The following is a 25407-nucleotide window of genomic DNA, read 5'->3' on the forward strand; positions in this document are numbered from 1 at the left end:
ATGGCCAAGAAAGGTCTGATCGCCAAGGCTGCCCGCAAGCCCAAGTTCGGGGTGCGCGCCTACACCCGCTGCCAGCGCTGCGGCCGGCCCCGCTCGGTCTACCGCAAGTTCGGCCTGTGCCGGATCTGCCTGCGGGAGATGGCGCATGCGGGGCAGCTCCCCGGCGTGAACAAGTCGAGCTGGTGAAGGCTCTCTGACGTCCCCTGCCACGCAGGGACCCACCCCACTTCGCCACAGGCCCCGCAAGGGGGAACCAGGGCGAGAAAGGTTGACAGGTCACCATGACGATGACCGACCCGATCGCAGACTTCCTGACACGTCTGCGGAACGCGAACTCGGCGTACCACGACACGGTCGTGCTGCCGCACTCGAAGATCAAGACGAACATCGCCGAGATCCTCAAGCGCGAGGGCTACATCTCGGACTACCGCACCGAGCCGGGCGAGAAGCACCGGAACCTGGTCGTGGAGCTGAAGTTCGGCCCGAATCGGGAGCGCAGCATCGCGGGCCTCCGCCGCGTGTCGAAGCCCGGCCTTCGGGTGTACGCGAAATCGACCAACCTGCCCAGCGTTCTGGGTGGCCTCGGCGTGGCGATCATCTCGACGTCGTCCGGGCTGCAGACCGACCGGCAGTGCAAGCGCAACGGCGTGGGCGGGGAAGTCCTCGCCTACGTCTGGTGAGGAAGGGGGACTGGCATGTCACGCATCGGTAAGCTGCCGATCACCGTCCCCGGCGGGGTCGATGTGAACATCGACGGGCAGCACATCACGGTCAAGGGGCCGAAGGGCACCCTCGAGCACACCGTTCCCGAGCCCATCACCGTCGAGCGCGACGAGGACGGCGCGCTGCAGGTGACGCGTCCGGACGACGAGCGCGAGAGCCGCTCGCTGCACGGTCTCACCCGTACGCTGGTGAACAACCTGGTCGTCGGTGTCACCAACGGCTACACCAAGCGCATGGAGATCCACGGCGTCGGTTACCGGGTGCAGGCCAAGGGGCAGGACCTCGAGTTCGCCCTCGGTTTCAGCCACCCGGTTCTGATCGAGGCCCCGGAGGGCATCACGTTCACGGTGGAGAGCCCGACGAAGTTCTCGGTCTCCGGTATCGACAAGCAGAGGGTCGGCCAGACCGCGGCCGTCATTCGCAAGCTGCGCCGCCCCGACCCCTACAAGGGCAAGGGCCTGCGCTACGAGGGCGAGCGCATCCGCCGCAAGGTCGGGAAGACGGGTAAGTGATCATGAGCGAAACGGTTACGAAGCGCAAGCCGGTCGGCAAGGACATCTCGACCCGCCGTCGCGCCGGCAAGATCCGTCGCCACAACCGCCTGCGCAAGAAGATCGAGGGCACCGCGCAGCGTCCGCGGCTGTCGGTGAAGCGGTCCTCGCGCCACCTCGTCGTTCAGCTGATCGACGACCTGGCGGGGCACACCGTGGCTTCGGCCTCCACACTCGAGGCGGACGTCCGTGCCCTCGAGGGCGACAAGAAGGCCAAGGCCGCCAAGGTCGGCGAGCTGGTCGCGGCCCGCGCCAAGGCGGCGGGCATCTCCAGTGCGGTGTTCGACCGGGGCGGCAACGCCTACCACGGCCGTATCGCCGCGCTGGCCGACGCCGCCCGCGAGGGTGGGTTGGAGTTCTGACATGAACAAGATTCTCGAGAACGGAAGGAACGCCTGATGCCGGGACGTACGCGGCAATCCGGCGGCCAGGGCGGACCCGGCGGCGACCGCGAGCGCGGTGGCGGCCGGGACCGCAGGGACCGCCGTGACGGTGGCCGTGGCGGGGCGGCCCAGGACAAGACCCCGCACCTCGAGCGCGTCGTCGCCATCAACCGCGTCGCGAAGGTCGTCAAGGGTGGTCGGCGCTTCAGCTTCACCGCGCTGGTTGTCGTCGGTGACGGCGACGGCCAGGTCGGCGTCGGCTACGGCAAGGCCAAGGAGGTTCCCGCGGCGATCGCCAAGGGTGTCGAGGAGGCGAAGAAGAGCTTCTTCCGCGTGCCTCGCATCGCGGGCACCATCCCGCACCCTGTGCAGGGTGAGGAAGCCGCCGGTGTGGTGCTCCTGCGCCCCGCCAGCGCCGGTACCGGTGTGATCGCCGGTGGCGCCGTGCGTGCCGTGCTGGAGTGCGCGGGCGTCCACGACGTGCTGTCGAAGTCGCTGGGCAGCGACAACGCGATCAACATCGTGCACGCGACCGTGCGGGCGCTCAAGGACCTGCAGCGCCCCGAGGAGGTGGCGGCCCGCCGTGGTCTGCCGCTCGAGGACGTCGCGCCGGCCCGGATGCTGCGGCAGCGTGCGGGGCAGGAGGTCTGACATGGCTCAGCTGAGGATCACCCAGGTCAAGAGCAAGATCGGGACCAAGCAGAACCACCGCGCCTCGCTGCGCACGCTGGGGCTGCGGAAGATCCGCCAGTCCGTCGTGCGTGACGACACGCCGCAGGTGCGCGGACTGGTGCACGCGGTCCGGCACCTGGTGACCGTGGAGGAGGTCAAGTAATGGCCATCAAGATCCACCACCTGAAGCCCGCGCCCGGCGCGAAGCGCGACAAGATCCGCGTCGGCCGTGGTGAGGGTTCGAAGGGCAAGACCGCGGGTCGCGGGACGAAGGGCACCAAGGCCCGGAAGAACGTGCCCGCCGGTTTCGAGGGTGGGCAGATTCCCATCCACATGCGGCTGCCGAAGCTGCGTGGCTTCAAGAACCGGTTCCGCACCGAGTACCAGGCGGTCAACGTGGCCGACCTCGCCCGCGTGTTCCCCGAGGGGGGCACGGTCGGCAAGGACGAGCTGGTCACGAAGGGCGTCGTCCACAAGGGCGAGCTGGTGAAGGTGCTCGGCAACGGCGACCTCGGCGGTGTGAAGCTCGACGTCACCGCTGACGCGTTCTCGAAGTCGGCGAAGGAGAAGATCGAAGCGGCGGGTGGCTCTGCCACCACGCTGTGAGGCCCGAATCGCCTCGTAGAGATCATTCGGAAAACGGCCCGCCCCTAGAAGGGGCGGGCCGTTTTCTGTGTTCCTGGCCCGCTGCGCGGGCCGCTGCCCCGACCGCGTTTAGCGGGCTAAACGCGGTCCAGCTGGGGACGGGTCACTCAGCCTGCCCAGAACGATCGTCGGGTCCTGGGGGCGTCCGTGGGTTACTCGGTAGTTGGCCCTCACTGCCGACGGCGCGTCTCGGGATGGTCGAGCGGGCGGCTGAACCGATTCCGCGTGGATTGCGCTCGCGGGGAGGAGGACCCGAATGGAACCTCGCAGAAACACCCGAAGGTGGCACCGACGACGCACTGCGCTCGCCCTGGCCGCTGCCTGTGGCGTCGCTTTGCCCATGACGATCGCGCCCAGCGCCGCAGCATCCGACGACAGTCACTGTGTGTACAGCGTGACAACCGGAGATTACGCCTGTTACGCGACATTGACCGACGCGACGTCACAGGGAGCGAAGCAGGAGACTTCGGCGCTCGCCGCTGCCGACATCATCGGCGCCACCGTGTTCGAACACCGCGACTACGGCGGATCGTCTCTGACGATCACGGTGCCCGAGCCCTGCCCGAAGAACGACAAGGTCGACTTCTGGCTGGACCTCGATGACTACTGGCAGAACCGGATCTCTTCGGTCCAGGCGTGGTCGACGTGCTGGGTCTGGCTGTATCCGGACTCCGGTGATCGCGCGGGGCCGTACAAGGACAACCACCCCGAGGTTGGCGCCTACATCAATGACCGCACCGTCACGGTCGGCCTGAGCTGAGGAGGAGAGCGATGGGACGTGGAAGGCGAATGCTGGCGGTGCTGACCGGCGCGGTCGCGTTACTCGGCGGACTGCTCGTGCCGGGCGTGGCCACAGCGGCCGACGAGCCGACCGTCCGGCAGTTGCTCGAACAGTGCGAACAGGGCAGAACCGACGTCTGCGAGTTCCACCCGTCGGGCGCGCCACACGTGTATCGAGGCACGTACGAGCTGGCCGGTGGCGCCCAGAACTGTTCGGAGGGCACGTCGACCCGGGTTATCCGCTGGGAGAGTTCGCAGTCGACGACGAACTCGGTCGGGGTCACGATCAACGCAGGCGTGACACTCGGCGAGGTCTTCGAGGCGGGCTACGAGTTGAGCTTCCAGCAGGAGTGGAGCTGGAGCACCAGCAAGGCCGACGAGATCCGGCACGAGCTCGGTCCGTACCAGGCGGTCGACATCTTCGCCGCGCCGATGCGCGAGCAGGTCACCGGAACGTACGAGATGCACTTCGGTGACCCGTACTACGGGCACTACTACTGGTACGTCCACAACGTGACGATCGACGGCCCGTCGAGCCAACCCGCGTGGGACGTCAAGGTCGAAGGCGTCGCCCCGGCCTGCTGACCCCAAGACCGCGTTCTGCCCGCTAAACGCGACCCGCCCCGGCCGCCCTGGCCACGTTGAGCGGGCAGAACGCGGTCGTCGGCCCCTCACCGTGCGGTGTGGCGGTGGACGAGTTGTCGCACTAGGTGCGGCGTTGGGCCGTGATGCTGTTAGAGTCAGACCGACGCTTGGGACACTCCTGTGCCCCGAGCGTATCTGGCTTGCCGCCAGTGACAGAGTGTCCAGCCGGTTCTACCGGCCAAAGCCGGTCGTCGGTTCGCCGACGACGCCGAGGAGGTCCCCCGCGTGCTCAGCGCCTTCCGCTCGGCTCTCGCGACGCCGGACCTGCGCAAGAAGATCCTGTTCACGCTGATGGTCGTGGCCGTGTACCGGATCGGTGCGGTCACGCCGGCGCCCGGGGTCTCCTATCCGAACGTGCAGGCATGCCAGGCGCAGGTCGAGGGTCAGGATCAGAACGTCTTCTCGCTGCTGAATCTGTTCAGCGGTGGGGCACTCCTGCAGCTGTCGATCTTCGCGACCGGCATCATGCCGTACATCACGGCGAGCATCATCGTGCAGCTGCTCACCGTCGTCATTCCTCGCTTCGAGGAACTGAAGCGGGAGGGCCAGTCCGGCCAGGGCAAACTCACCCAGTACACGCGCTATCTCACCATCGCGCTGGCGGTACTCCAGGCGACCGGTGTCGTGGCGCTGGCCGACCGGGGGCAGCTGTTCGTCAACTGTGATCAGCCGGTGTTGCCGGACAACTCGGTCTACTCGCTGACGCTGACGGTGTTGACGATGACCGCGGGCACAGCGGTGATGATGTGGCTGGGCGAGCTCATCACCGAGCGCGGCGTCGGCAACGGCATGTCGTTGCTGATCTTCCTGAACATCGCGGCGCAGATCCCGGCCGAGGGTGCCACCATCCTCAACACGCAGGGCGGGCTGACGTTCTTCTTCATCTGCGTGCTCGCGCTGGCGATCATCGCGAGCGTCATCTTCGTCGAGCAGGGACAGCGCAGGATTCCCGTTCAGTACGCGAAGCGCATGGTGGGCCGTCGCATGTACGGCGGAACGTCGACCTACCTCCCGATCAAGGTGAACCAGGCCGGTGTCATCCCGGTCATCTTCGCGTCGTCACTGCTGTACCTGCCCGACCTGATCGGGCAGCTCGTCGGCGACCCGAACCAGGCGTCGGGCTGGCAGCGGTTCCTGCAGAACTACGTGACCGATCAGTCGCACTGGGTACACATCCTGCTGTACTTCACGATGATCATCTTCTTCACGTACTTCTACATCTCCATCACGTTCAACGTGGACGACCGTGCCGAGGAGATGAAGAAGTTCGGTGGCTTCATCCCGGGTATCCGCCCGGGCCGGCCGACTGCCGAGTACCTCGGGTTCGTGCTCAGCCGTATCACGCTCCCCGGCTCGATCTACCTCGGTGTGGTGGCGATCCTGCCGAACTTCTTCCTGTCGGTGACCGGCGAAGGGAACAACCAGAACTTCCCGTTCGGCGGGACAGCTGTGCTGATCATGGTCGGTGTCGGGCTCGACACCGTGAAGCAGATCGAAAGCCAGCTGATGCAGCGTAATTACGAAGGGTTCCTCCGATGACGCGTGTAGTTCTCGTCGGCCCGCCGGGGGCTGGTAAAGGTACGCAGGCGACGGCGTTGTCTCAGCGGCTGAACATCCCGCACATCTCGACGGGGGACCTCTTCCGGACGCACGTAGGGGAGGAGACACCGCTCGGGCGGGAGGCCAAGCGCTACCTCGACTCCGGCGAACTGGTGCCGGACGCCGTGACCAACGAGATGGTTCGCGAGCGGCTGGGCGAGCCGGACGCCAAGTCGGGTTTCCTGCTCGACGGGTTCCCGCGCAACACCAAGCAGGCCGAGGTGCTGGGCGACATCCTGTCGGAGAACGAGGAAGCTCTCGACGCGGTGATCGAGCTGAAGGTTCCCGAGGACATGCTCGTCGAGCGTCTGCTCGGGCGTGGTCGGGACGACGACACCGAAGAGGTGATCCGGCGTAGGCAGCAGGTGTACCGCTCGGAGACCGCGCCGCTGCTGGAGTACTACTCGAACGTGCTTGTCACCGTCGACGGTGTCGGCGACGTGGACGAGGTGTCGTCGCGCGTCCTCGACGCGCTCGGCAAGCGCTGAGCGCCGGTCGGACACCGTTGAGCATGTTTCGGCGTCGGCGCATGATCGAGGTCAAGAAGCCTGCCGAGTTGGAGGCGATGCGGGCGGCGGGTCTGGTGGTCGCACGAACGCTCCGGCAGGTGAGTGACGCGGCTCGGCCCGGAGTCAGCACTGGTGAACTCGACGAACTCGCCGAGCAGACGATCCGCGATGCGGGTGCCGTCCCCTCGTTCAAGGGTTATCACGGCTTCCCAGCCTCGATCTGTGCTTCGGTGAACGAGCAGATCGTGCACGGCATCCCGTCGCGCACGGCAGTTCTCGCGGAAGGCGATCTACTGTCGGTCGACTGCGGCGCCATCCTCGACGGTTGGCACGGCGATTCCGCGGTGACCGTCGAGGTCGGCGAAGTGGCTGCCGTCGACCGGGCACTGTCAGAGGCGACTCGGGCCGCCATGCTCGCCGGCATTGGCGCGGTGGCCGCGGGAGGTCGGCTCACCGACATCTCGCACGCCATCGAGACGACCGCGCGTCGTGCGGCTGGCCGTGATGGTGTCGAGTACGGCATGGTCGCCGAGTACGGCGGGCATGGCATCGGGCGCGAGATGCACATGGAGCCGTTCCTGCCGAACCTCGGTAAGCCCGGTCGGGGCCCGAAGCTGAGCGTCGGGATGGCGTTGGCCATCGAACCCATGTTGACGGGTGGCTCAGCCGACACGGTCGAACTGGAGGACGGCTGGACGGTCGTCACGGCGGACGGGTCCCGCGCGGCTCACTGGGAGCACACGGTCGCCATCACTGCGGACGGCCCGTGGGTGCTGACGGCGCCCGAGGACGACATTTAGCGGGCTAAACGCGGTCGCGCGGTGTGCGGCAGGCTTCCGGTCGGCGCGGTCGGGCGCGTTTAGCGGGCTGAATGCTCACCACGCAACCCCGCCCTTCGGTGACCGCCCAGACGGGTGGCGGACCCCGTGGTCGGGCTTGACATTCGTTGCGTACACTGTTTAGTCGGCGTGCTCATCGCGCCGACCCCATCGTGCGCGCATGCGCGGGGTCGGGGTGACGTGTGTGCCGCCAGGCAAGCACTCGAACGCTCAAACCGATCACGAAACGCGGAGTACATGGCGAAGAAGGACGGGGCCATCGAGGTCGAGGGCCGTGTAATCGAGCCGCTTCCCAACGCGATGTTTCGCGTCGAGTTGGAGAACGGCCACAAGGTCCTCGCACACATCAGTGGGAAGATGCGGCAGCACTACATCCGCATCCTTCCTGAGGACAGGGTTGTCGTGGAGCTGTCTCCCTACGACTTGTCCCGTGGTCGCATCGTCTATCGCTACAAGTGATCACGGAGAGCGTGGCGGAAGGTGACTTCCGCCAGGGAGCGCGCAGCAACTCAGCACGAGCAGGAGAGCAGGAGACGTGAAGGTCAAGCCGAGCGTCAAGAAGATCTGCGACAAGTGCCAGGTCGTCCGTCGCCACGGGCGCATCATGGTCATCTGCGACAACCTGCGCCACAAGCAGCGCCAGGGCTGATCGCAGCTGTCGTCAGTGATCTGACAGCTGAACTGAGCACTCCCCGCGCCTACCGGTCCGCCGTCGGCGGGCCGGTTCACCCCCGGATCTTCGGGCCGGGGCCGGGACACCGTCCGCGAGAGCGGACGGACGACGGCGAGTCGTCCCGGGACGGGCGGGGAGCAGACCCGAAGAGAAGCGAACAGAAGGAGCACAAGCGCCAATGGCACGACTCGCTGGCGTCGATCTTCCCCGTGAGAAGCGGTTGGAGATCGCGCTGACCTACATCTACGGCATCGGCCGTACCCGCTCCCAGGAAGTTCTCGCCGCGACAGAGGTCAACGCGGACACCCGCGTGAAGGACCTCGGCGACGACGACCTCGCGAAGCTGCGGGAATACATCGAAGAGCACTACCGGGTCGAGGGTGACCTCCGACGCGAGGTGAACGCCGACATCCGTCGGAAGATCGAAATCGGGTGCTACGAGGGTCTCCGGTGGCGGCGCGGCCTGCCCGTGCGCGGCCAGCGCACCAAGACCAACGCTCGTACCCGCAAGGGCCCGAAGAAGACGGTCGCCGGCAAGAAGAAGGCGGGCAAGAAGTGAGCGTCCGCGGCAGCCGGGCCGTCCGCGCCGGTGCGGTTCAGCGCCGTAGCGCGGCGCGGATGTCGCCGAAGGCTCTCTACGCCCGTCCGATGGCGCTGCGCCAGCTGTACACCGACGCCGGCACGTTGATGCGGCGCGGACAGCGCGAAGCCGCGGCAGCTCACCAACAGAACTCGCGTTAACGAGGAGAACCACCCGACCATGCCACCCAAGTCTCGTACGACCGGGACCAAGAAGGTCCGGCGTAAGGAAAAGAAGAACGTCGTTCATGGGCACGCCCATATCAAGAGCACGTTCAACAACACCATCGTCTCCATCACCGACCCCAACGGTGCGGTGATCGCGTGGGCGTCCTCGGGCCACGTCGGCTTCAAGGGATCCCGCAAGTCGACCCCGTTCGCCGCCCAGATGGCCGCCGAGAACGCGGCTCGTAAGGCCGCCGAGCACGGCATGAAGAAGGTCGACGTGTTCGTGAAGGGCCCGGGCTCCGGCCGGGAGACGGCGATTCGCTCGCTGCAGGCCGCCGGTCTCGAGGTCGGCACCATCCAGGACGTGACCCCGCAGCCGCACAACGGCTGCCGCCCCCCGAAGCGGCGCCGGGTCTGAGGAACGGGGAGGAGTAAGAAACATGGCTCGATACACCGGCCCCGCGACTCGAATCTCGCGTCGGCTCAAGGTTGACCTCGTCGGCAACGACAAGGCGTTCGAACGTCGCCCCTACCCGCCCGGCCAGCACGGCCGTGGCCGGATCAAGGAGAGCGAATACCTGCTGCAGCTGCAGGAGAAGCAGAAGGCGCGCTACACCTACGGCATCCTCGAGCGCCAGTTCCGGCGCTACTACGAGGAAGCCGCCCGGCGCACCGGCAAGACCGGTGAGAACCTCCTGCAGCTGCTGGAGTCGCGCCTCGACAACGTCGTGTACCGCGCGGGGCTCGCGCGGACGCGCCGCCAGGCCCGTCAGCTGGTCAGCCACGGTCACTTCCTCGTCAACGGCGAGAACGTGAACATCCCGAGCTACCGGGTGTCGAAGTTCGACATCATCGACGTTCGGCCGAAGTCGCTGAAGACGCTGCCGTTCGTCGCCGCGAAGGAGGCCCTGGGCGAGCGCCCGATGCCGGCGTGGCTGCAGGTCGTGCCCTCGAACCTCCGGATTCTGGTGCATCAGCTGCCCGAGCGCGCGCAGATCGAGGTTCCGGTGCAGGAACAGCTGATCGTCGAGTTCTACTCGAAGAACTGATTCGTTTCCGGCTGCGGCCGGGACGGTCGGCGGCGGCGCCCCGAGTGCGCCGCCGCTCCGCCACACCTTTCGGCGTCATATGGCGGGCGCCGGTAGGAAAGGAAGAAGAACAGTGCTGATTTCCCAGCGGCCGGCCCTCAGCGAGGAGACGGTCAACGAAACGCGCTCACGGTTCACCATCGAGCCGCTCGAGCCGGGCTTCGGCTACACCCTGGGCAACTCGATCCGGCGCACCCTGCTGTCGTCGATCCCGGGGGCTGCGGTCACGAGCATCCGCATCGACGGGGTGCTGCACGAGTTCACCACCGTGCCCGGGGTGAAGGAAGACGTCACCGAGATCATTCTCAACCTCAAGGAACTGGTCGTCTCCTCGGAGGAGGACGAGCCCGTCACGATGTACCTGCGTAAGCAGGGCCCCGGTGAGGTCACCGCGGCCGACATCGTGCCGCCGTCCGGCGTCACCGTGCACAACCCGGATCTGCCGATCGCATCGTTGAACGGCAAGGGCAAGCTCGAGATCGAGCTGGTCGTCGAGCGCGGTCGCGGCTACGTGCCCGCGCTGCAGAACAAGCAGGCCGGCGCCGAGATCGGCCGGATTCCGATCGACTCGATCTACTCGCCGGTGCTGAAGGTGACCTACAAGGTCGAGGCCACTCGTGTCGAGCAGCGGACCGACTTCGACAAGCTCGTCCTCGACGTGGAGACCAAGCCGTCGATCACGCCGCGGGACGCGGTCGCGTCGGCCGGGAAGACGCTGGTCGAGCTGTTCGGGCTGGCGCGCGAACTGAACGTTGACGCCGAGGGCATCGAGATCGGGCCGTCGCCGCAGGAGGCGGACACCATTGCCGCCTACGCGATGCCGATCGAGGACCTCGACCTGACGGTGCGGTCGTACAACTGCCTGAAGCGCGAGGGAATCCACACGGTTGGCGAGCTGGTGTCGCGCAGCGAGGCCGACCTGCTCGACATCCGCAACTTCGGTGCGAAGTCGATCGACGAGGTGAAGATGAAGCTCGTCGGCCTCGGCTTGACGCTGAAGGACAGCCCGCCTGGATTCGACCCCACGGCCGCTGCTTCGACCTACGAAGGTGGAGCGGAGACCTGGGGCGCGGAGACCGCTCCGGAACTTCCGGACTCTGGCCATGACGACGGCCAGGACTACGCAGAGACGGAACAGCTGTAAGTGGTCTTGCGGCTGCGAAGCTGAACGAGGAGAACCGATGCCCACCCCGACCAAGGGACCCCGTCTCGGCGGATCGCCAGCGCACGAGCGGTTGATGTTGGCAAACCTGGCGACGTCGTTGTTCGAGCACGGCAAGATCACGACGACCGAGGCGAAGGCCAAGCGCGTGCGTCCGCTCGCCGAGAAGCTGATCACCAAGGCCAAGAAGGGTGATCTGCACAATCGCCGTCAGATCATGCGCGTCGTCCGTAACAAGGACGTCGTGCACAAGCTGATGGACGAGATCGGGCCGTTCTTCGTCGACCGCAATGGCGGCTATGTCCGCATCACGAAGACGCTGCCGCGCAAGGGCGACAACGCCGCGATGGCAGTGATCGAGCTGGTGTCGGAGAAGACCGTCACCGCTGAGGCCGAGGCTGCCAGGAAGACGAAGTTCGCCAAGGACTCCGCCGCCGAGGAGCCCAAGGCGGAAGAGCCCAAGGCGGAAGAGAAGGCCGACGAGGCCGCCGACGAGACCGCATCGGCTGCCGAGCAGGACGCTGAGTCGTCCGCTGAGGGCGCGGACAAGAAGGACGAGTCCTGACGGAGACGAGTCACCGCAACGAGCCCGCCGTTCCCGCCAGGGATGGCGGGCTCGTTCGTCTGCGCCTTGACGTGAGCTACGACGGCACAGACTTCTCCGGATGGGCACGGCAGCCGACACGCCGCACGGTGCAGGGCGTGCTTGAGGACGCACTGGCCAAGCAACCGCCGGGCGCGTCCGCGATCACCCCGGTGGTAGTTGCCGGCCGCACCGATGCTGGAGTCCATGCGACCGGCCAAGTGGTCCATGTGGATGTGACGCCTTTAGCGGGCGAAACGCGATCCAACGAGGCGCCGCGTGGCCAGGATGGGTTGCCGTGTCTGGAGCGGGCATGTCACCGGCTCAACCGCGTTCTGCCCGCGGATGTCCGAGTACTGAAGGCGACTCGTGCGCCAGCTGGATTCGACGCGCGCTTTTCGGCTGCGAAACGTCACTACCTTTACAAGGTGTCGGACGCCCCGTGGGGTGTCAGTCCCTTACTGCGGCGAGACACCTTGGGGTGGTCACGCCCACTGTCGGTCGACGTGATGAACGAGGCGGCATCCAGGCTGTTGGGCCTCCATGATTTCGCGGCGTTCTGCAAGCAGAGGCAGGGTGCTACCACCATCCGTGAGTTGGCCGAGCTTCAATGGACTCGCGTGAGCCAACACGAACTGCATCTCACGGTGTCTGCGGACGCCTTCTGCCATTCGATGGTGCGGAGCCTTGTCGGAGCCCTCCTGTGGGTGGGCGACGGACGACGTGATGCGGAATGGCCAGCAAGACTCCTGCGCGCACGGCAGCGTCACAGCGCCGTGGCGCCTGCTCACGGCCTGACTCTGGTGCGAGTCGACTACCCGGCCGATGATGAAATGGCGTTGCAGGCCGAGAAGGCGCGCAACGTCCGGGTTCTGCCGCTTCGCGAAAGCGACGAACGCGACTGAGCTTCGCGGATCTCGGACAAGATTCGTTCGTAGTCTCCCTGCAATTTCTCGGCCGTGACGATGACGAACCGCCAACCTTCCGCGGAGAGTCGTCTTCTTCGGATCTTGTCCCGTCTTGTTTGTCGCTTGGTGCGGTGCCACCGTCCGTCGTACTCGACAGCAGTCTGTGTTTCCGGTAGAGCGAGATCGAGCCTCGCCACTTCGTGTCCGTCCGCCAAGATTGAGTACTGTGGAATCGGGTTGAGTCCACTCGTTTTCAACAGCACTCGTAGGTCCGACTCGGGAAGTGACTCGGCTCGGGGGTCGACCAACGACAGGGCTGCCCGTGCCAACCTGATGCCGCGGTTGCGACGGTTTCGTAGTCGTTGACGCAACTGCGGCAACGAGACCAGGCCAGCGCGAATGAAAGCGTCCACATCGGGAACAGCGGTCCGAAGGCGGCGCACCCAGCTATGAACTCGAGGCGACAGTCGCAACATCAAATCGAGTGCGACACGCCAGGGGCGAGCAATGCGAATTACGTTCCAGGGCCGGGATTCCTCCTGTTTAATTGAGGTCCGGCGGACATGGATTCCCTTAATCGGGCCGAAGCGATACTTCTCCGGCACGACGAATTCCACTAGATCGTGGGGTTGTGCGAGTGGCACGCCCATCACCGTTGCAGCGGAACGCCCAGTTAGCACGGCTTGTTCCGGAGCGATAAGTGCTGCGCCGCGGCACCGGAGTTCATGAGTTACCGCCAGGTGTGCAGGCGCGTAAACGTCTTGGAACAGGCGACGGTATTGAGGTCCACGCAGTTGCGCGGAGGTCACGTAACCAGCTGCTCGAGCTACGGAACCGCGGAAGACGTCGTGTGTCATCGGTGCATTCATATGGCGAGGGTCCCGCAACGCTTAGCAATCCGCCTTTGCCGTTGCGGTGTTGTCCACAGGGGTCCCGTTGCAACCTCACCTGTCCACAACCCTGCGCCAACGAGTCACCTTGTCGCTGGGGGGCGTTCAGCCCGCTAAACGCCCCCCAGCGGGGGAGCGCGGTCAGTCGCCGCGGCGGATAGGGCCGAGGATCTGCTGTTCCTTGGCCGTGGTGACCAGGCGGAGCGGACGCCAGAGATTGCGCCCGAGGGCCACGACCTGATCGTCCTTCAACGTCGTCAGCTGGCGGGTCATCTGTGGCGGGAGTCGCCAGATGCGCGCGGCCAACTCCGCCTGCCCAGCAGGCAGTCGCTGCATCAGCACCAGATCGGCAGCGTTGGCGAGAGCGCCAGCCTGCGGGTGAAGATACGGCAGCACGTACACCGTCGTCTGCCAGGGCGAACGCGGTGGGAACAGATCTTGCGGAGTGGGGCCTCCGTCGTGAACGACCAGCAAAGGAGCGTCTTCCGACGGGCGAGGCAGTTCGACCGGCGAAAGGCGGCGAATCTGTACCAGCGGAGACGGTTGTCCGGTCGGTTGCTGGCCTGCCGCCGTGGACAAGACATGCCATGCCGTCGGCCGACCGGTCGCGACGACGACCCAGGCGCCGACCGCCATCGCGCGCATGGCGACCTGCCTCGACAGGTAGAGCCCCCCCACCAGAACGATCCTCGTCGGTGCGGAGCGCAGCGCGGCCACCGTGAGTGGCTCCCCTTGCAGGCCCGAGCCGAGCACGATTCCACCACGATCACCTGACGGACTGATCGCGTCGAGCAGCTCCGGGTCGACCACGAACTCCGGTGCGACACCGAACGCCTTGTTGACGTCGTGCACCCGCGCACTCATGCGGTACCTCCCATGGGCAATGTGGCGGCGAAACCCGCGGCCTGGCGCCCACGCAGCGGTGTCAACGTCACCCCGATGCGGGACGACACGCTGCTCAGCCGTTGATCACTCGTTTCGAGCTCACGCGGGTTCCGCGCGCTTACTCGGACCACGCCACGCAATCCGATGTGCCCTTCGTCTTCGGACGGAGAGATCGACATGGTGACGGTCGACGACAATGCCCTGACGCTCGTCAGCGCATTGAGGCTTGTGCTGATCTGCCCCTTCGGCCATGAGGTGATGGCGTAGCTGGCGTGTCCGATACCCGCCGCGGTGACCCCTGCCCAACGTTCGTGCATCCGCACGCGGTCGTCCGACCCGGCCACGCCGGTGAGTTCCGCGGCCGAAATGCCGGCACGCAACAGTTCGTCGGGGCTCAGCGGTCGCGTCGGCACCCCACGGGACTCGAGCGCGTTACGCACTCGGGAGAGCGCCCCGATCAGTGCCCGATGTGCGCCCACCACGCCGCCGCCGCGTTCCCGCACGGCAGTGGGGCACCGTTTGGGGTCCAGCCGCACCGAGATCCAGGTCGTACGCCGCGCGGCGGCCGGCAGCGGACCGAGGACCTCCAGATACGACGCCAGAGCCGGCGAGTCAGCAGGAAGCGCGGCGCTGCCGGGGTAGCAGTGCCACGTCATTCGGATGGAATCGAGCACGACGCCGCGGTCCTCGAGACACGGCGCCAGCGCCGAGAGCGGCAGGCTCGGCGCACCGCCGGCCTGGGTGATGAGCGCGGGCGTCGGCTCGACGAGAAGGACCGCGGTCCAGGTGCCGTCGTGGTAGGCGAAACCCACTTCCTGGTGTTCGTGGTCCTTGCCCTGTGCGACCACCAGGTCGGGTACGGCGAGCCGCAACAAGCTGACGCGGGCGTCGTCGGGCCCGATCACGGTCTCGTCCTCGTGGGCGGTCAACGTCTCCACGCTCGTCGGAGCCGGAGGCAGAACCACTCGATCGTGTGATCGGAGGGCGTAGCGGACGGTCAGCCCGGCCCACTGGGTGAACCACTGACCGCCCCACCGCAGGAACGCCAGAACGAGTAGTACCGCGGCCACGCCGATCGCGACATAGAGCAGACCATCGTCGATCGCGATGAGAATCAGCCCGATGGCGAGGCCGATCTCGAGTAGCACGAGGTTGGCCACGGGAAGTGGCCCCAGACTCGCGCCGAAGGTGCGCCGCCGCGCGGCAGGCGCTGTCCGCGGCGTGCTGCTGGGTGCGGAGGGGCGCGGCGCACCTCCGGAGTCACCAGCCCCACCAGCCCCACCTGGGCCGCCGGGGCCACCGGGACCTCCCGGCCCGCCTGGTCCACCCGGCCCGCCGGGTCCACCAGGGCCACCCGGCCCGGCAGGCCCCCCGGGGCCGCCGGAGCCTCCGCCCGGTCCCTGCGGGCGTGGACGAACGGGTCCACCCGGTCCCCCCGGCGCCACAGGCCGGGGCGGGACGCCACGCGGGCCCTGCGGTCCGGCGCCCCCACCGGGTCCGCTGGGACCTGCCGGCCGTGCGGGCCGTTGGGGCGGCGGTCCCGGAGGGCGCCCCGAGGGTTGCTGCGGCCCCTGGGGTCCCTGCGGTGGGCCTGGCGGACGTGGAGGAGTGGTGACGGACATCCGCTCGATCTCTTCCCCTCGTACCTGCAACTGAGCTGATAGCCGGTCCCGGCGAGAAGCACACTAGCCGGAGTTGGTAGAAACCCAACACCGAACGGTCCCCGTACGGCTATCCTGCGGAACCGTACCGCGAGTGGGAGAGCTGTAGGTCGAGAATGCCGTCAACACCGACAACCAAGTCGCAAGTCCAGGCATACCGATTCGTGCTGCGTCGCATGCAGTCCGCGTTGGTGCGCAAGGACGCCGTGATGCTGCACGACCCGATGCGGACGCACTCGCGGGCCACCATCGTCGGTGCCGTGCTGGCGTGTCTCGGCATGTTGGCGTTCATCATCATCGGGTTCTTCAAACCCGACCCGAAGGCGCCCGACTCGGGCATCGTGATCGGCAAGGAGTCCGGCAGCGTTTACGTTGTCGCAGGCAACCCGAAGAAGCTCATCCCGACGTTCAACCTCGCTTCCGCCCGCCTCATCCTGATGGGGCAGAACCAGAACGAGGGCAACGGGCAGCAGCAGGAAGGCGGTGCCGCGCAGGTCGTGGCGCCCGACGTCGTCTCGGATGAACAACTCAAGGGGATACCGAAGGGACGGCTGCAAGGGATCCCGGGTGGGCCGGACCTGCTGCCGTCGGAGAACCAGCTCGTGTCCACCAACTGGGCGGTCTGCGACCAGATCAAGACGGATCGTTCGCTCAACGACCCGGTTGCGCGCGAACAGGCCGTGACGGAAACCACCGTGATCGCCGGTGTCCGGAACCTGGGTCGCGAACTGGCGCAGAACCAGGCGCTTCTCGTATCCGCGGACGACGGGAAGTACTACCTCGTCTACCGGCAGCGGACCGACGCCAATCAGCTGAATGCCAACACCGTGCGAGCGGAAGTCGACCTCTCGCAAGGCTCGGTCAAGTCGGCGCTCAACCTCGACGAGCGCATGGCGCGGAAAATCTCCACCGGCCTGCTTAACGCGATCCCGTCGGTCGGGATCCTCGAAGCCCCCGCCGTTCCCGGAGCAGACCAGGACCCCACCGGGTTCGAGATCAACGGCCTCAAGGTCGGTGAGGTGTTCCGGACACAGCTCACCGAAAGCACCGAGTTCTACGTTGTCACCCAGACGGGTGTACAGCGGGTGTCTCAGGCCGTGGCCGACATGATTCTCTACGAACGGACCGTGCGCTCCGGGAGCGACGGGGCCGAAACGGTCAGCCCCGACGTGATGCAGAGCGTGCCGACTGTGAACCGCGGTGATCAGGGTTATCTCAACGTCGACTACTACCCCGACACGATGCCGACGGTCCTCGACCCCATGGAGCACCCCGTCGGCTGTCTCGGCTGGAGCATCAAAGGCCAGGGCGAGCAGCGCGACGCCTTCACCTCGGTGTACGTCTCCAGCGTGCTCCCTGTCCCCGGGGCCGGGAACGGTTCGCCCGAGGTCGTGAACATCGGTACGCCCTCGCCCGACAACATGAAGGTCGACAGCTTCTACATGCGGCCGGGGTTCGCCGCGGCGGTGCAGTCGGCCACGACCCAGGCCACGTTCGAACGTGGCAGCATCCAGCTGATCTCCGACCGCGGCGTGCGCTACGGCATTCCCAGCAGAGGGATCGCGGAGGGGCTGGGGCTCACCAAGCTCGACCCTGCGCCTGAGTCGATCATCAAGCTGTTGCCGGCCGGGGCGTCGCTCAACACGCAGGACGCGCAACGTACCTACGACACGGTGCCTGTCGAGGAACAGGCGGGCGCGGTCATCCAACCCGACCAGGCGGCGTCGGGGGGTAACTGAACCCGCTGGGGCGTGGCACGAGCAGGCCGGGTGGCTGACGAAAGCCACCCGGCCTTGTTGTGCGCTGGCCCGGTGTGGGGTGCGCGGTGCGCTGTCGCGTTTAGCGCGCTAAACGCGACAGCGGCCTAGGAGAAGCGTGCTGCCTGCGTGCCGACTGTCCGCGACTGGGGCAGCGTCCAAGTCCGCCCGGTGAGCGAGGGACCTGGGTAGTCATCGACCGATGTCGTCTGGACCCTTGTACGGTCACGTCGCGTTTAGCGGGCTGAACGCGACACGCCAGCAGGCAGCCGCCCCCGGGCTGGCGCGAGGCGCAGTTAGCCCGCTAAACGCGGCAACCCCACCCGGCCTTCAGGCGCGCGCGGTGTCGCCCTTCTGGTTGCGGCGGAGCGTGTGGACCACGAAGAGGGTGACCGCCAGCGCCGCGAGTGCGCCGCCGGAGCCGATGAGCGCCACGACCGTCGGCGTCCAGTTCCGGTTGTCCGGCGGGGGCATGTCGGACGGAAGGCTCTCCGCCCTGGCCGGCGGCATCTCCTCTTCCGAGGGCACGGTCGCCGTCAGAGCCGCCATGGGATCGATGACGCCGTAGCCCACGAAGTTGTCCCGGCCACCCGCCGCCGCCGGGTGCTGCGCCGTGAACTCGATGCGGTGCATCACCTCGTAGGCGTCGAGTTCCGGGTACTTGGCTCGCACGAGCGCCGCCAGACCGGCGACGTACGGGGCGGCGAAGCTGGTGCCCTTGATCGGCTGCGGTTCCCCCTGGTCGACCATCATGTTGGCGAGACCGTCGGAGCCCTCGGCCGGGTCGAGGGAGATGATGTCGGTGCCGGGAGCCGCCACGCTGACCCACGGTCCGTGCATGCTGAAGTCGGCGACGCCACCCGTGTTGTCGATGGCACCGACGGACAACACGTCGTCGGAGAACCACGGCGGCGTGACGATGGTCGTCGGGCGTTCGGAGAGCGCCTGGTCGTTCTGCTGGCATCGTGTGGACTCCGAGGCGTTGCCAGCCGCCGACACGATCACCATGTTGCGTTCGCGCACGGCGTAGTCGATGGCGGCCTGCAGCGCCTGCTCGTCCTCGGTGATGGAGCCGTTGCTTGGCCTGCAGTGGTTGATCGAGATGTTGAGGACGTCAGCGTCGGCGTTGGCCGCGTTGACGATGGCCTGCGCGAGGGTGTTCAACGTTCCCGCGCCCTCGCCGTCCTGCGTACGGCTGTCCTGCGACGGCCCGGTGCCGCGCGGCGATTCACCACCGCCCGCGCCGTCGCCGTCGCCGTCGCCGCCTGCGCCGCCCTCGTCTCCGGAGTCGTCGTCACCGCCGCCGCCTGCGCCGGAGTCCTCGTCGGCTGGCGTGAAGTTCTGGCTGGACTGCCTGATCGACAGAATCTGGGCGTCGGGTGCGACGCCCGTGAAGCCGATGTCCTCGGGGGTGTCGGCGGCGATGATGCCGGCCACCTCGGTGCCGTGGCCGTCGCAATCCTCCAGTCCGTTGTCGCTGGGGTCGACGTAGTCGCCGATGCCCTGCACCCGATCCTGGAAGTGCGCGTGCGGGCGGACACCCGTGTCGATCACGGCGACTTTCACGGGCTCGTTCTCACTGAAGGCGCCGACGTGCCCGGTGGTCGAACGCATCAGGTCGTGCACCTCGTCGAGGCGCAGGTACTGCTGACCCCACGGTGCGTTCTGGATGTCCTCGTTGTACTCGAGGTTGCGCCGCACGCAACCGGTCGACTGCTCGTAAGTCTTATCGGGCCCACCACTGTCCTGCGGCCGCTGGCCGGGGTCCACGGGTGGCGGTGTGGCGTAGTAGCCGCCGCTGTCCTGCCCGGTGGCGTCGTCCTGCGCGAACGCGGGCAGTGGCAGGAGCGTGGGGCCCGTGAGGCCGAGTGCCGCGACCATGGCCAGCGCCGAGTGTCGTCTCATCGTCCGGGCTGAACGCACGCTAACCCCCTGGAAGTCGTGGCGTGGTTGTCCTGCTGCATCACCCGAGGTCGAGGTGCCGCAGCGTGGAGTACAGGCCCATCACCGCGAGCGCGAGCGGCAGGATGGACGCGATGCAGATCGCTTCGATGATCTCGACGGTGCGCCGCATGGGAGGGGAGAAGCGCTGGTGCGGGAACACCACGCCGAGCACGAGCGCGCCCGCGCCGAGCAGCAGGATGGTTCCGAACACCCAGAGCAGGCGGCCGTCGGCGTTCTCCGTCCACATCCACCCCAGCAGGATGCCCGCCGCGGCCACCATCCCGGTGGTCAACAGCGCGACGGCCTGGCTGCCGTTGGCGTACGTGCGAGCACGCAGCAGCAGCACCAGGGTGGCCATCACGGCGGTGAGCACGCCCCAGATGTCTCCGGAGGTCGCCGTGATGACCGCGGCGACGGCGGTGACGGCGCCACTGCCGACCAGCAGACCGGTCATGTAGTTGTGGGCGACGCTGGTCCTGCGCTCGATGGAGGAATAGTCCGGATAGCCGGTGTCCTCCTTCAGCTCCTCCGCGGTTCCGGGCACGTGGGGCAGCGGTAGCTTCGCGAGCCAGATTGTGGCCCTGGGCAGCATCGAGATCCCCGCCAGTGCGATGGCGGTGGTCCCGGCCGCGATGCCGGGAGCGGGGTGCGCGATGAGGGTGGCCACCAGGAAGGCGAGCAGCCCGAAGACACCCGCGGTGGCGGCGGCGATGAAGGTGGTGATGCCGGTGCCCATCAGCAGGATGCACGCCGCGGAGACCACGACCACCAGCACGCTCGCGAGGAGCAGGCTCGCCCGCAGCGTCCCGCCGGGCACGATGTGGAAACCGCTGACGAACGCGAGGGGTAACCCTCCCGCCGCGGCGATCAACACACCGGTGGGCTTGGCGTCGTAGGCTTTGACCAGGGTGGCCCCGACCGCGACGCACGCGATGGTGGCGACCCCGGCGATGATGGCGACCGCGAGACCGTTACCGCCGTAGAGGGGGCCACCGAAGAACAGAGCCAGCGCCGCGCTGAACAGCGCGAGTCCACCGGCGATGTGCCCGATGCGCTGCGCCGTCTCCTTGGTCCAGGGGCGGAAACTGTCGGGTTCGGCTTCGGCGATGGCATCGACGACGTCGTCGTACAGCGGCGGCGGGGGGTTCTCGTTGCGTTTGCGCAGCTGCAGCAGTTCGCCGTCGACGATGCCGAGCGAGGCGAGGGTGCGGCTCGGGTCGAGCGGGGCGTCACCGAGCTTGGCGAGGGCCCATCCGCCGTGGCGGGCGCCGCCGTCGGGGGTCGTCTCCTTCGCCATCTCCAGCAGCATGGGCATGAGGTCGGCCACCGCCACGTCCGCCGGCAGCGCGACATCGATCCGGGTTCGCGGCGCGACCACCGTCACCCTGCTGAAAACCGTCGTGCCCGTTGCCACCTTTTCGCCCCCTACCTGGAGATTTCGCCGCAGGGTGTTTATACCGCGTCGCGGAAACAACCCGCCTGTGGGCCGGTAACCTTGCCGAACCGGCCCCATGGTGTCGTGATGCCGCCCTAGTATTAACGCACCCGGGCCACATGTGGGGGCAGTTCCGGCGAACGCGCCGGTGTGCGCGCCCTGCCCAGGCCGTCAGTCGCCGAGTCGAAGAGGGGTCCTTTCGGTGAGCACGCTGCAGTTCAAGCGGTCGCCACGGCTGGCTGCTCCCCGCCCACCGGGTGGCGAGGTGCATCTCGAGCCGCCGCCCGAGGTCCCGAGGACGATTCCCGGCAACATCATCATGAAACTGATGCCGGTGGTCATGATCGTGGCCATGCTGGGCATGGTCGTTTTCATGTTCACGGCCGGTGGCGCGTTGGGTCGCAGCCCGATGTTCTTGATGATGCCGCTGATGATGATGATGTCGATGGTCGGCATGTTCGCCGGTGGTGGCCGGGGCGGCCAGCAGAAGAAGGCGGAGATGAACGAGGACCGCAAGGACTACCTGCGGTATCTCGGACAGATGCGGGACAGGGCCCGCGAGGCGATGATCGACCAGCGTGCCTCGCTGGAGTGGGTGCATCCCGATCCCGGCGCGCTGTGGTCGATGGCCTCGACGCGCCGCATGTGGGAACGGCGGCAGAGCGACCAGGACTTCCTGCACCTGCGCGTGGGACGCAGCTCGCACCGGCTCGCCACCCGGCTGGTGCCGCCGCAGACCGGCCCCGTCGACGAACTGGAGCCGATCGCCACGCTGGCACTGCGGCGGTTCGTGCGCGCGCACTCGATCGTTCCGGACCTGCCCACCCAGATCACACTGCGCGGCTTCGCCGCTGTCGGGATGCAGGGCGACAAGCAGCTGACGCGCGGCCTCACCAGGGCCATGCTCGCGCAACTCGTCACGTTCCACAGTCCCGACGACATCCTCATCGGCTTCGCCACCACCGGCAGGGCGAAGGAGGAGTGGGAGTGGGCCAAGTGGCTGCCCCACGTCCAGCATCCCGCGCTGTCCGACGGCATCGGGCAACTGCGCATGATGAGCGGCTCGCTGGCACAGCTCGAACAGTGGCTCGACGAGGAACTGCGCGAACGGCAGCGGTTCTCGCGCAACGCCACCCCCGCACCCGACCAGCCCCACGTGGTCATCGTGCTCGACGACGCCGACGTCACCGGCGAGGAGCAGATCCTGCTGGAGGAGGGGCTCGTCGGCGTCACCCTCATCGACCTGTCCGACTCGATCGGCAACCTCGCCGCCCGCCGCGGCCTGCGCCTCGTGGTGGAGGAGGAGCGGCTGGGCGCCCGCAGTGCCGGCGGCGTCGAGTGGTTCGGCAGCCCGGACACGATGAGTGTGGTGGAGATCGAAGCCCTCGCGCGCAAGCTGTCGCCCTACCGCATGAGCACCGGGGCGGCCGAGGACAGCGAGGAGCAGCCGCTGCTGTCCAACCCGTCACTGCTCGAACTGCTGGGCATTCCCGGCGACCCGATGACGTTCGATGTGCAGCAGGCGTGGCGGCCGAGGCCGGTCCGCGACCGGTACCGGGTGCCGTTCGGCGTCGGAGAGTACGGCCAGCCGGTCGAACTCGACATCAAGGAAGCCGCGATGGAGGGCATGGGCCCGCACGGCCTGTGCATCGGCGCGACCGGGTCCGGTAAGTCGGAGTTCCTGCGCACGCTGGTCCTCGGCATGCTGGCCACGCATTCGTCGACCACGTTGAACTTCGTTCTCGTCGACTTCAAGGGCGGTGCGACGTTCCTCGGTCTGGACAAGTCGCCGCACGTCTCGGCCGTCATCACGAACCTCGCCGACGAGGTCACGCTCGTCGACAGGATGAAGGACGCGCTCGCCGGTGAGATGAACCGCCGCCAGGAGGCGCTGAAGACCGGCGGAAACTTCAAGAACGTCTGGGAGTACGAGAAGGCGCGCGAGAACGGCGCCGACCTCGACCCGTTGCCCGCGCTGTTCGTCGTGGTCGACGAGTTCTCGGAACTGTTGTCCGCCAAGCCGGACTTCATCGACCTGTTCGTGGCCATCGGCCGGCTGGGCCGGTCGCTGCAGATGCACATGCTCCTCGCCTCGCAGCGGCTGGAAGAGGGCAAGCTGCGGGGCCTCGACTCCCACCTCTCCTACCGGATCGGCCTCAAAACGTTCTCCGCGGCGGAGTCGCGGGCCGCGATCGGCGTGCCGGACGCCTTCGAACTGCCCTCGGTCCCCGGCGGTGGCTACCTCAAGTACGACACGTCGACACTGGTGCGGTTCAAGGCGTCGTACGTGTCGGGGCCCTACCGGCCCGCGGGGATCAAGACGGCCGCTCCGGGCGCGAAGGTCGTCCGTGCGGACAAGCGGCCGCAGCTGTTCGTGCCCGACTTCGTGGAACTGCCCAAGGAACCGGAGCCGGAACCCGAGCCCGTCGAGCAGCCGAAACAGCCCCAGTCGGAGGAGGCCGTCGAACCCAGCGAACTCGACGTGATCGTCGGTCGGCTGGTCGGGCAGGGGCCACCGGCCCACGAGGTGTGGCTGCCGCCGCTGAAGGAACCGAACTCGCTCGACACCCTGCTGCCGAACCTGAACCCCACCGAGGACCGCGGCCTGTCGCCCGTCGGCTTCTTCGGCAACGGCAGATTGCAGGTGCCGCTCGGCATCGTGGACCGGCCCTACGAACAGCGGCGCGACCCGCTGTGGGCGGACTTCTCCGGTGGAGCCGGGCACGGCGTCATCGTGGGCGGGCCCCAGTCCGGCAAGTCGACACTGCTGCGCACGCTGGTCATGTCCATGGCGTTGACGCACACGCCCGAGGAAGCGCAGTTCTACTGCATCGACCTCGGCGGCGGCACGCTCGCCGCGTTGAACGGACTGCCGCACGTCGGCGGAGTCGCCGTGGCGAGGCGCGAGCCCGACAAGGCCCGCCGGATCGTCGCCGAACTGGCGACATTGGCCAACGAGCGAGAGGCACGGTTCGGTGCGCTCGCCGTCGACTCGATGAACGACTTCCGGAACCGCAAACGCCGGGGCGACATCACGGCCGAACAGGACTCCTTCGGCGATGCGTTCCTCATCGTCGACGGCTGGCGTGCGCTGCGCGACGACTTCGACGAACTCGAACCGCAGATCACCAAGCTGGCCGTGCAGGGCCTCGCCTACGGCGTGCACGTCATCATCTCCTCGAACCGGTGGGCCGACATCCGGCCCGCGATCAAGGACATGCTGGGCACCCGTTTCGAGCTGCGGCTCGGTGACCCCAGCGAATCCGACATCGACCGGCGGGTGGCCGTGAACGTTCCCGCGGCCCGGCCGGGCCGCGGACTGACCCGCGACAAACTGCACTTCCTTGGCGGGCTTCCCCGCATCGACGGGTCGTCGAGCGACGCCGATCTCGGCGAGGGAGTCCAGGACGGCGTCAAACGCATCGCCGCGGCCTGGAAGGGCAGGCACGCGCCGCAGGTGCGGCTGCTGCCCGACGTCATGCCGTACGAGGAACTGCTCCTGCAGGACAAGCGTCGGGACAGCAAGCTGGTGCCCATCGGGGTCGACGAGGACGAACTCGCTCCCGTGTACCTCGACTTCAACGCCGACCCGCACTTCCTCGCCTACGCCGACGGCGAGTCCGGCAAGACGAACCTGCTGCGCCAGATCGTCCGCGGCATCACGGAGCGCTACTCCAAGCAGGAGGCGGTGCTGATTCTCGTCGACTACCGGCGCACCATGCTCGGATTCGTGGACGGCGACCAGCTGCTGGGCTACGCGGTCTCGGCCAACCAGCTCGACGGCATGATGAAGGAGGTCGCGGGCTCGATGGCCAAGCGCCTGCCCGGCCCCGACGTCACCCCGCAGCAGTTGAAGGACCGTTCCTGGTGGAGCGGGCCGGACCTGTTCGTGGTCGTCGACGACTACGACCTCGTCGCCACGTCCAGCAACAACCCGCTGCGGCCTCTCGCCGAGTACCTGCCCCAGGCCAAGGACGTCGGACTGCACGTCATCGCGGCGCGGCGTACCGGTGGTGCCGCCCGTACCGGGATGGACCCGATCATCGGCAAGCTGAAGGAACTGGCCATGCCGGGTCTCGTCATGAACGGGTCGAAGGACGAGGGGCAACTGCTGGGCAACGTGAAGGCCGGACCGATGCCCCCGGGCCGCGGGTACTTCGTCAGCCGCAAGGTGGGCAAGAAGCTCATGCACGTGTCGTGGATCTCACCGGAGTGACGGGAGCGGCGTGCGGCGCCCCACCAGGCAGCCGCACGCCGGCAGGGCTCGCATGGTGAGACCGGCCCGGGCCGTCTGACAGAGTGCTGGGCAGGAATCGACGACTGGCGGG

Annotated in this window: 28 protein-coding genes; 23 read left to right on the forward strand and 5 right to left on the reverse strand. The window is 67.4% G+C overall.

Annotation, left to right across the window (positions count from 1 at the left end; genetic code table 11):
- The 21 genes from FFT09_RS10450 (at position 1) to truA (ending at position 12504) form a co-directional block, all read left to right on the forward strand.
- A complete protein-coding gene (locus tag FFT09_RS10450) occupies positions 1-186 on the forward strand; it encodes a type Z 30S ribosomal protein S14 (RefSeq protein ID WP_024876326.1) in 186 nt (61 codons plus the stop codon).
- A gap of 95 nt (positions 187-281) precedes the next feature.
- On the forward strand, positions 282-680 hold the full coding sequence (gene rpsH, locus FFT09_RS10455) for a 30S ribosomal protein S8 (RefSeq protein WP_024876325.1): 399 nt from the start codon (positions 282-284) through the stop codon (positions 678-680).
- Positions 681-695: 15 nt separating this feature from the next.
- The gene (gene rplF / locus FFT09_RS10460) at positions 696-1235 is read left to right on the forward strand and encodes a 50S ribosomal protein L6 (protein ID WP_024876324.1); all 540 of its coding nucleotides are present in this window, start codon (positions 696-698) and stop codon (positions 1233-1235) included.
- Positions 1236-1237: 2 nt separating this feature from the next.
- On the forward strand, positions 1238-1636 hold the full coding sequence (gene rplR / locus FFT09_RS10465) for a 50S ribosomal protein L18 (RefSeq protein WP_024876323.1): 399 nt from the start codon (positions 1238-1240) through the stop codon (positions 1634-1636).
- A 36-nt stretch (positions 1637-1672) separates the two neighbouring features.
- Positions 1673-2308, forward strand: a complete 636-nt coding sequence (rpsE, locus tag FFT09_RS10470; RefSeq protein WP_024876322.1) for a 30S ribosomal protein S5 — start codon at positions 1673-1675, stop codon at positions 2306-2308.
- A gap of 1 nt (position 2309) precedes the next feature.
- The gene (gene rpmD / locus FFT09_RS10475; RefSeq protein WP_024876321.1) at positions 2310-2492 is read left to right on the forward strand and encodes a 50S ribosomal protein L30; all 183 of its coding nucleotides are present in this window, start codon (positions 2310-2312) and stop codon (positions 2490-2492) included.
- Positions 2492-2935 carry a 50S ribosomal protein L15 gene (gene rplO, locus FFT09_RS10480; protein WP_024876320.1) on the forward strand — a complete coding sequence of 148 codons (444 nt, stop codon included), beginning with the start codon at positions 2492-2494 and terminating at the stop codon, positions 2933-2935. Before rpmD ends, rplO begins: the two co-directional genes overlap by 1 nt.
- Before the next feature lie 379 nt (positions 2936-3314).
- Entirely contained in the window at positions 3315-3734 is a 420-nt protein-coding gene (locus tag FFT09_RS10485; RefSeq protein ID WP_138382517.1) for a hypothetical protein, read from the forward strand.
- Positions 3735-3745: 11 nt separating this feature from the next.
- Positions 3746-4339: a hypothetical protein gene (locus tag FFT09_RS10490; protein WP_244231294.1), complete on the forward strand. Its 594-nt coding sequence runs from the start codon at positions 3746-3748 to the stop codon at positions 4337-4339.
- Positions 4340-4624: 285 nt separating this feature from the next.
- Entirely contained in the window at positions 4625-5938 is a 1314-nt protein-coding gene (gene secY, locus FFT09_RS10495; RefSeq protein WP_024876317.1) for a preprotein translocase subunit SecY, read from the forward strand.
- Complete coding sequence (locus FFT09_RS10500; protein ID WP_081193302.1) at positions 5935-6486, forward strand: adenylate kinase; 552 nt, start codon at positions 5935-5937, stop codon at positions 6484-6486. The genes secY and FFT09_RS10500 overlap by 4 nt, the downstream gene beginning before the upstream one ends.
- A gap of 41 nt (positions 6487-6527) precedes the next feature.
- Positions 6528-7307 (forward strand): type I methionyl aminopeptidase, encoded by a 780-nt coding sequence (gene map, locus FFT09_RS10505; protein WP_138382518.1) that lies wholly within the window; start codon positions 6528-6530, stop codon positions 7305-7307.
- A gap of 276 nt (positions 7308-7583) precedes the next feature.
- Entirely contained in the window at positions 7584-7805 is a 222-nt protein-coding gene (gene infA / locus FFT09_RS10510) for a translation initiation factor IF-1 (protein ID WP_005443304.1), read from the forward strand.
- 76 nt (positions 7806-7881) lie between these two features.
- Positions 7882-7995, forward strand: a complete 114-nt coding sequence (rpmJ, locus tag FFT09_RS10515) for a 50S ribosomal protein L36 (protein ID WP_024876314.1) — start codon at positions 7882-7884, stop codon at positions 7993-7995.
- Between the two features lie 202 nt (positions 7996-8197).
- Positions 8198-8578: a 30S ribosomal protein S13 gene (gene rpsM / locus FFT09_RS10520; protein WP_024876313.1), complete on the forward strand. Its 381-nt coding sequence runs from the start codon at positions 8198-8200 to the stop codon at positions 8576-8578.
- Entirely contained in the window at positions 8575-8760 is a 186-nt protein-coding gene (locus tag FFT09_RS23275; protein WP_081193306.1) for a hypothetical protein, read from the forward strand. Before rpsM ends, FFT09_RS23275 begins: the two co-directional genes overlap by 4 nt.
- A 19-nt stretch (positions 8761-8779) precedes the next feature.
- Positions 8780-9184, forward strand: coding sequence for a 30S ribosomal protein S11 (gene rpsK / locus FFT09_RS10530; RefSeq protein WP_024876312.1), 405 nt, complete (start codon positions 8780-8782; stop codon positions 9182-9184).
- Between the two features lie 22 nt (positions 9185-9206).
- Entirely contained in the window at positions 9207-9815 is a 609-nt protein-coding gene (gene rpsD, locus FFT09_RS10535) for a 30S ribosomal protein S4 (RefSeq protein WP_024876311.1), read from the forward strand.
- 112 nt (positions 9816-9927) lie between these two features.
- Positions 9928-10998 carry a DNA-directed RNA polymerase subunit alpha gene (locus tag FFT09_RS10540; RefSeq protein WP_024876310.1) on the forward strand — a complete coding sequence of 357 codons (1071 nt, stop codon included), beginning with the start codon at positions 9928-9930 and terminating at the stop codon, positions 10996-10998.
- 37 nt (positions 10999-11035) lie between these two features.
- Entirely contained in the window at positions 11036-11581 is a 546-nt protein-coding gene (rplQ, locus tag FFT09_RS10545; RefSeq protein WP_024876309.1) for a 50S ribosomal protein L17, read from the forward strand.
- A complete protein-coding gene (gene truA / locus FFT09_RS10550; protein WP_138382519.1) occupies positions 11578-12504 on the forward strand; it encodes a tRNA pseudouridine(38-40) synthase TruA in 927 nt (308 codons plus the stop codon). The genes rplQ and truA overlap by 4 nt, the downstream gene beginning before the upstream one ends.
- Here the strand turns inward: truA and FFT09_RS23280 are convergent.
- The 3 genes from FFT09_RS23280 to eccE all read right to left on the reverse strand — a co-directional run bounded on the left by FFT09_RS23280 (position 12414) and on the right by eccE (position 15442).
- The gene (locus FFT09_RS23280; RefSeq protein ID WP_138382520.1) at positions 12414-13376 is read right to left on the reverse strand and encodes a hypothetical protein; all 963 of its coding nucleotides are present in this window, start codon (positions 13374-13376) and stop codon (positions 12414-12416) included. The genes truA and FFT09_RS23280 overlap by 91 nt on opposite strands.
- Before the next feature lie 162 nt (positions 13377-13538).
- A complete protein-coding gene (locus tag FFT09_RS10560) occupies positions 13539-14261 on the reverse strand; it encodes a hypothetical protein (protein ID WP_024876308.1) in 723 nt (240 codons plus the stop codon).
- Positions 14258-15442: a type VII secretion protein EccE gene (eccE, locus tag FFT09_RS10565; RefSeq protein ID WP_208544391.1), complete on the reverse strand. Its 1185-nt coding sequence runs from the start codon at positions 15440-15442 to the stop codon at positions 14258-14260. Before eccE ends, FFT09_RS10560 begins: the two co-directional genes overlap by 4 nt.
- 617 nt (positions 15443-16059) lie before the next feature.
- Between eccE and eccB the strand changes: the two genes are divergently transcribed.
- A complete protein-coding gene (gene eccB / locus FFT09_RS10575) occupies positions 16060-17682 on the forward strand; it encodes a type VII secretion protein EccB (protein ID WP_081193312.1) in 1623 nt (540 codons plus the stop codon).
- A 348-nt stretch (positions 17683-18030) separates the two neighbouring features.
- Here eccB and mycP read toward each other — a convergent pair whose 3' ends face one another.
- Entirely contained in the window at positions 18031-19605 is a 1575-nt protein-coding gene (gene mycP, locus FFT09_RS10580) for a type VII secretion-associated serine protease mycosin (protein ID WP_138382521.1), read from the reverse strand.
- 58 nt (positions 19606-19663) lie between these two features.
- Complete coding sequence (eccD, locus tag FFT09_RS10585; protein WP_024876303.1) at positions 19664-21058, reverse strand: type VII secretion integral membrane protein EccD; 1395 nt, start codon at positions 21056-21058, stop codon at positions 19664-19666.
- A gap of 223 nt (positions 21059-21281) precedes the next feature.
- Here eccD and eccCa point away from each other — a divergent pair, with 223 nt between their 5' ends.
- Positions 21282-25295, forward strand: coding sequence for a type VII secretion protein EccCa (gene eccCa / locus FFT09_RS10590; RefSeq protein WP_138382522.1), 4014 nt, complete (start codon positions 21282-21284; stop codon positions 25293-25295).
- Positions 25296-25407: the final 112 nt, after the last annotated feature.

Origin of the sequence: Saccharomonospora piscinae (assembly GCF_005862235.1) — a bacterium.
GTDB classification, from domain to species: domain Bacteria; phylum Actinomycetota; class Actinomycetes; order Mycobacteriales; family Pseudonocardiaceae; genus Saccharomonospora; species Saccharomonospora piscinae.

Excerpts from the sequence above, each read along its gene's own strand:
- FFT09_RS10450 (WP_024876326.1), top strand. The coding sequence starts at position 1 with ATGGCCAAGAAAGGTCTGATCGCCAAGGCTGCCCGCAAGCCCAAGTTC.
- rpsH (WP_024876325.1), top strand. The coding sequence starts at position 282 with ATGACGATGACCGACCCGATCGCAGACTTCCTGACACGTCTGCGGAAC.
- rplF (WP_024876324.1), top strand. The coding sequence starts at position 696 with ATGTCACGCATCGGTAAGCTGCCGATCACCGTCCCCGGCGGGGTCGAT.
- rplR (WP_024876323.1), top strand. The coding sequence starts at position 1,238 with ATGAGCGAAACGGTTACGAAGCGCAAGCCGGTCGGCAAGGACATCTCG.
- rpsE (WP_024876322.1), top strand. The coding sequence starts at position 1,673 with ATGCCGGGACGTACGCGGCAATCCGGCGGCCAGGGCGGACCCGGCGGC.
- rpmD (WP_024876321.1), top strand. The coding sequence starts at position 2,310 with ATGGCTCAGCTGAGGATCACCCAGGTCAAGAGCAAGATCGGGACCAAG.
- rplO (WP_024876320.1), top strand. The coding sequence starts at position 2,492 with ATGGCCATCAAGATCCACCACCTGAAGCCCGCGCCCGGCGCGAAGCGC.
- FFT09_RS10485 (WP_138382517.1), top strand. The coding sequence starts at position 3,315 with ATGACGATCGCGCCCAGCGCCGCAGCATCCGACGACAGTCACTGTGTG.
- FFT09_RS10490 (WP_244231294.1), top strand. The coding sequence starts at position 3,746 with ATGGGACGTGGAAGGCGAATGCTGGCGGTGCTGACCGGCGCGGTCGCG.
- FFT09_RS10500 (WP_081193302.1), top strand. The coding sequence starts at position 5,935 with ATGACGCGTGTAGTTCTCGTCGGCCCGCCGGGGGCTGGTAAAGGTACG.
- map (WP_138382518.1), top strand. The coding sequence starts at position 6,528 with ATGATCGAGGTCAAGAAGCCTGCCGAGTTGGAGGCGATGCGGGCGGCG.
- infA (WP_005443304.1), top strand. The coding sequence starts at position 7,584 with ATGGCGAAGAAGGACGGGGCCATCGAGGTCGAGGGCCGTGTAATCGAG.
- rpsM (WP_024876313.1), top strand. The coding sequence starts at position 8,198 with ATGGCACGACTCGCTGGCGTCGATCTTCCCCGTGAGAAGCGGTTGGAG.
- rpsK (WP_024876312.1), top strand. The coding sequence starts at position 8,780 with ATGCCACCCAAGTCTCGTACGACCGGGACCAAGAAGGTCCGGCGTAAG.
- rpsD (WP_024876311.1), top strand. The coding sequence starts at position 9,207 with ATGGCTCGATACACCGGCCCCGCGACTCGAATCTCGCGTCGGCTCAAG.
- rplQ (WP_024876309.1), top strand. The coding sequence starts at position 11,036 with ATGCCCACCCCGACCAAGGGACCCCGTCTCGGCGGATCGCCAGCGCAC.
- FFT09_RS23280 (WP_138382520.1), bottom strand. The coding sequence starts at position 13,376 with ATGAATGCACCGATGACACACGACGTCTTCCGCGGTTCCGTAGCTCGA.
- FFT09_RS10560 (WP_024876308.1), bottom strand. The coding sequence starts at position 14,261 with ATGAGTGCGCGGGTGCACGACGTCAACAAGGCGTTCGGTGTCGCACCG.
- eccB (WP_081193312.1), top strand. The coding sequence starts at position 16,060 with ATGCCGTCAACACCGACAACCAAGTCGCAAGTCCAGGCATACCGATTC.
- mycP (WP_138382521.1), bottom strand. The coding sequence starts at position 19,605 with ATGAGACGACACTCGGCGCTGGCCATGGTCGCGGCACTCGGCCTCACG.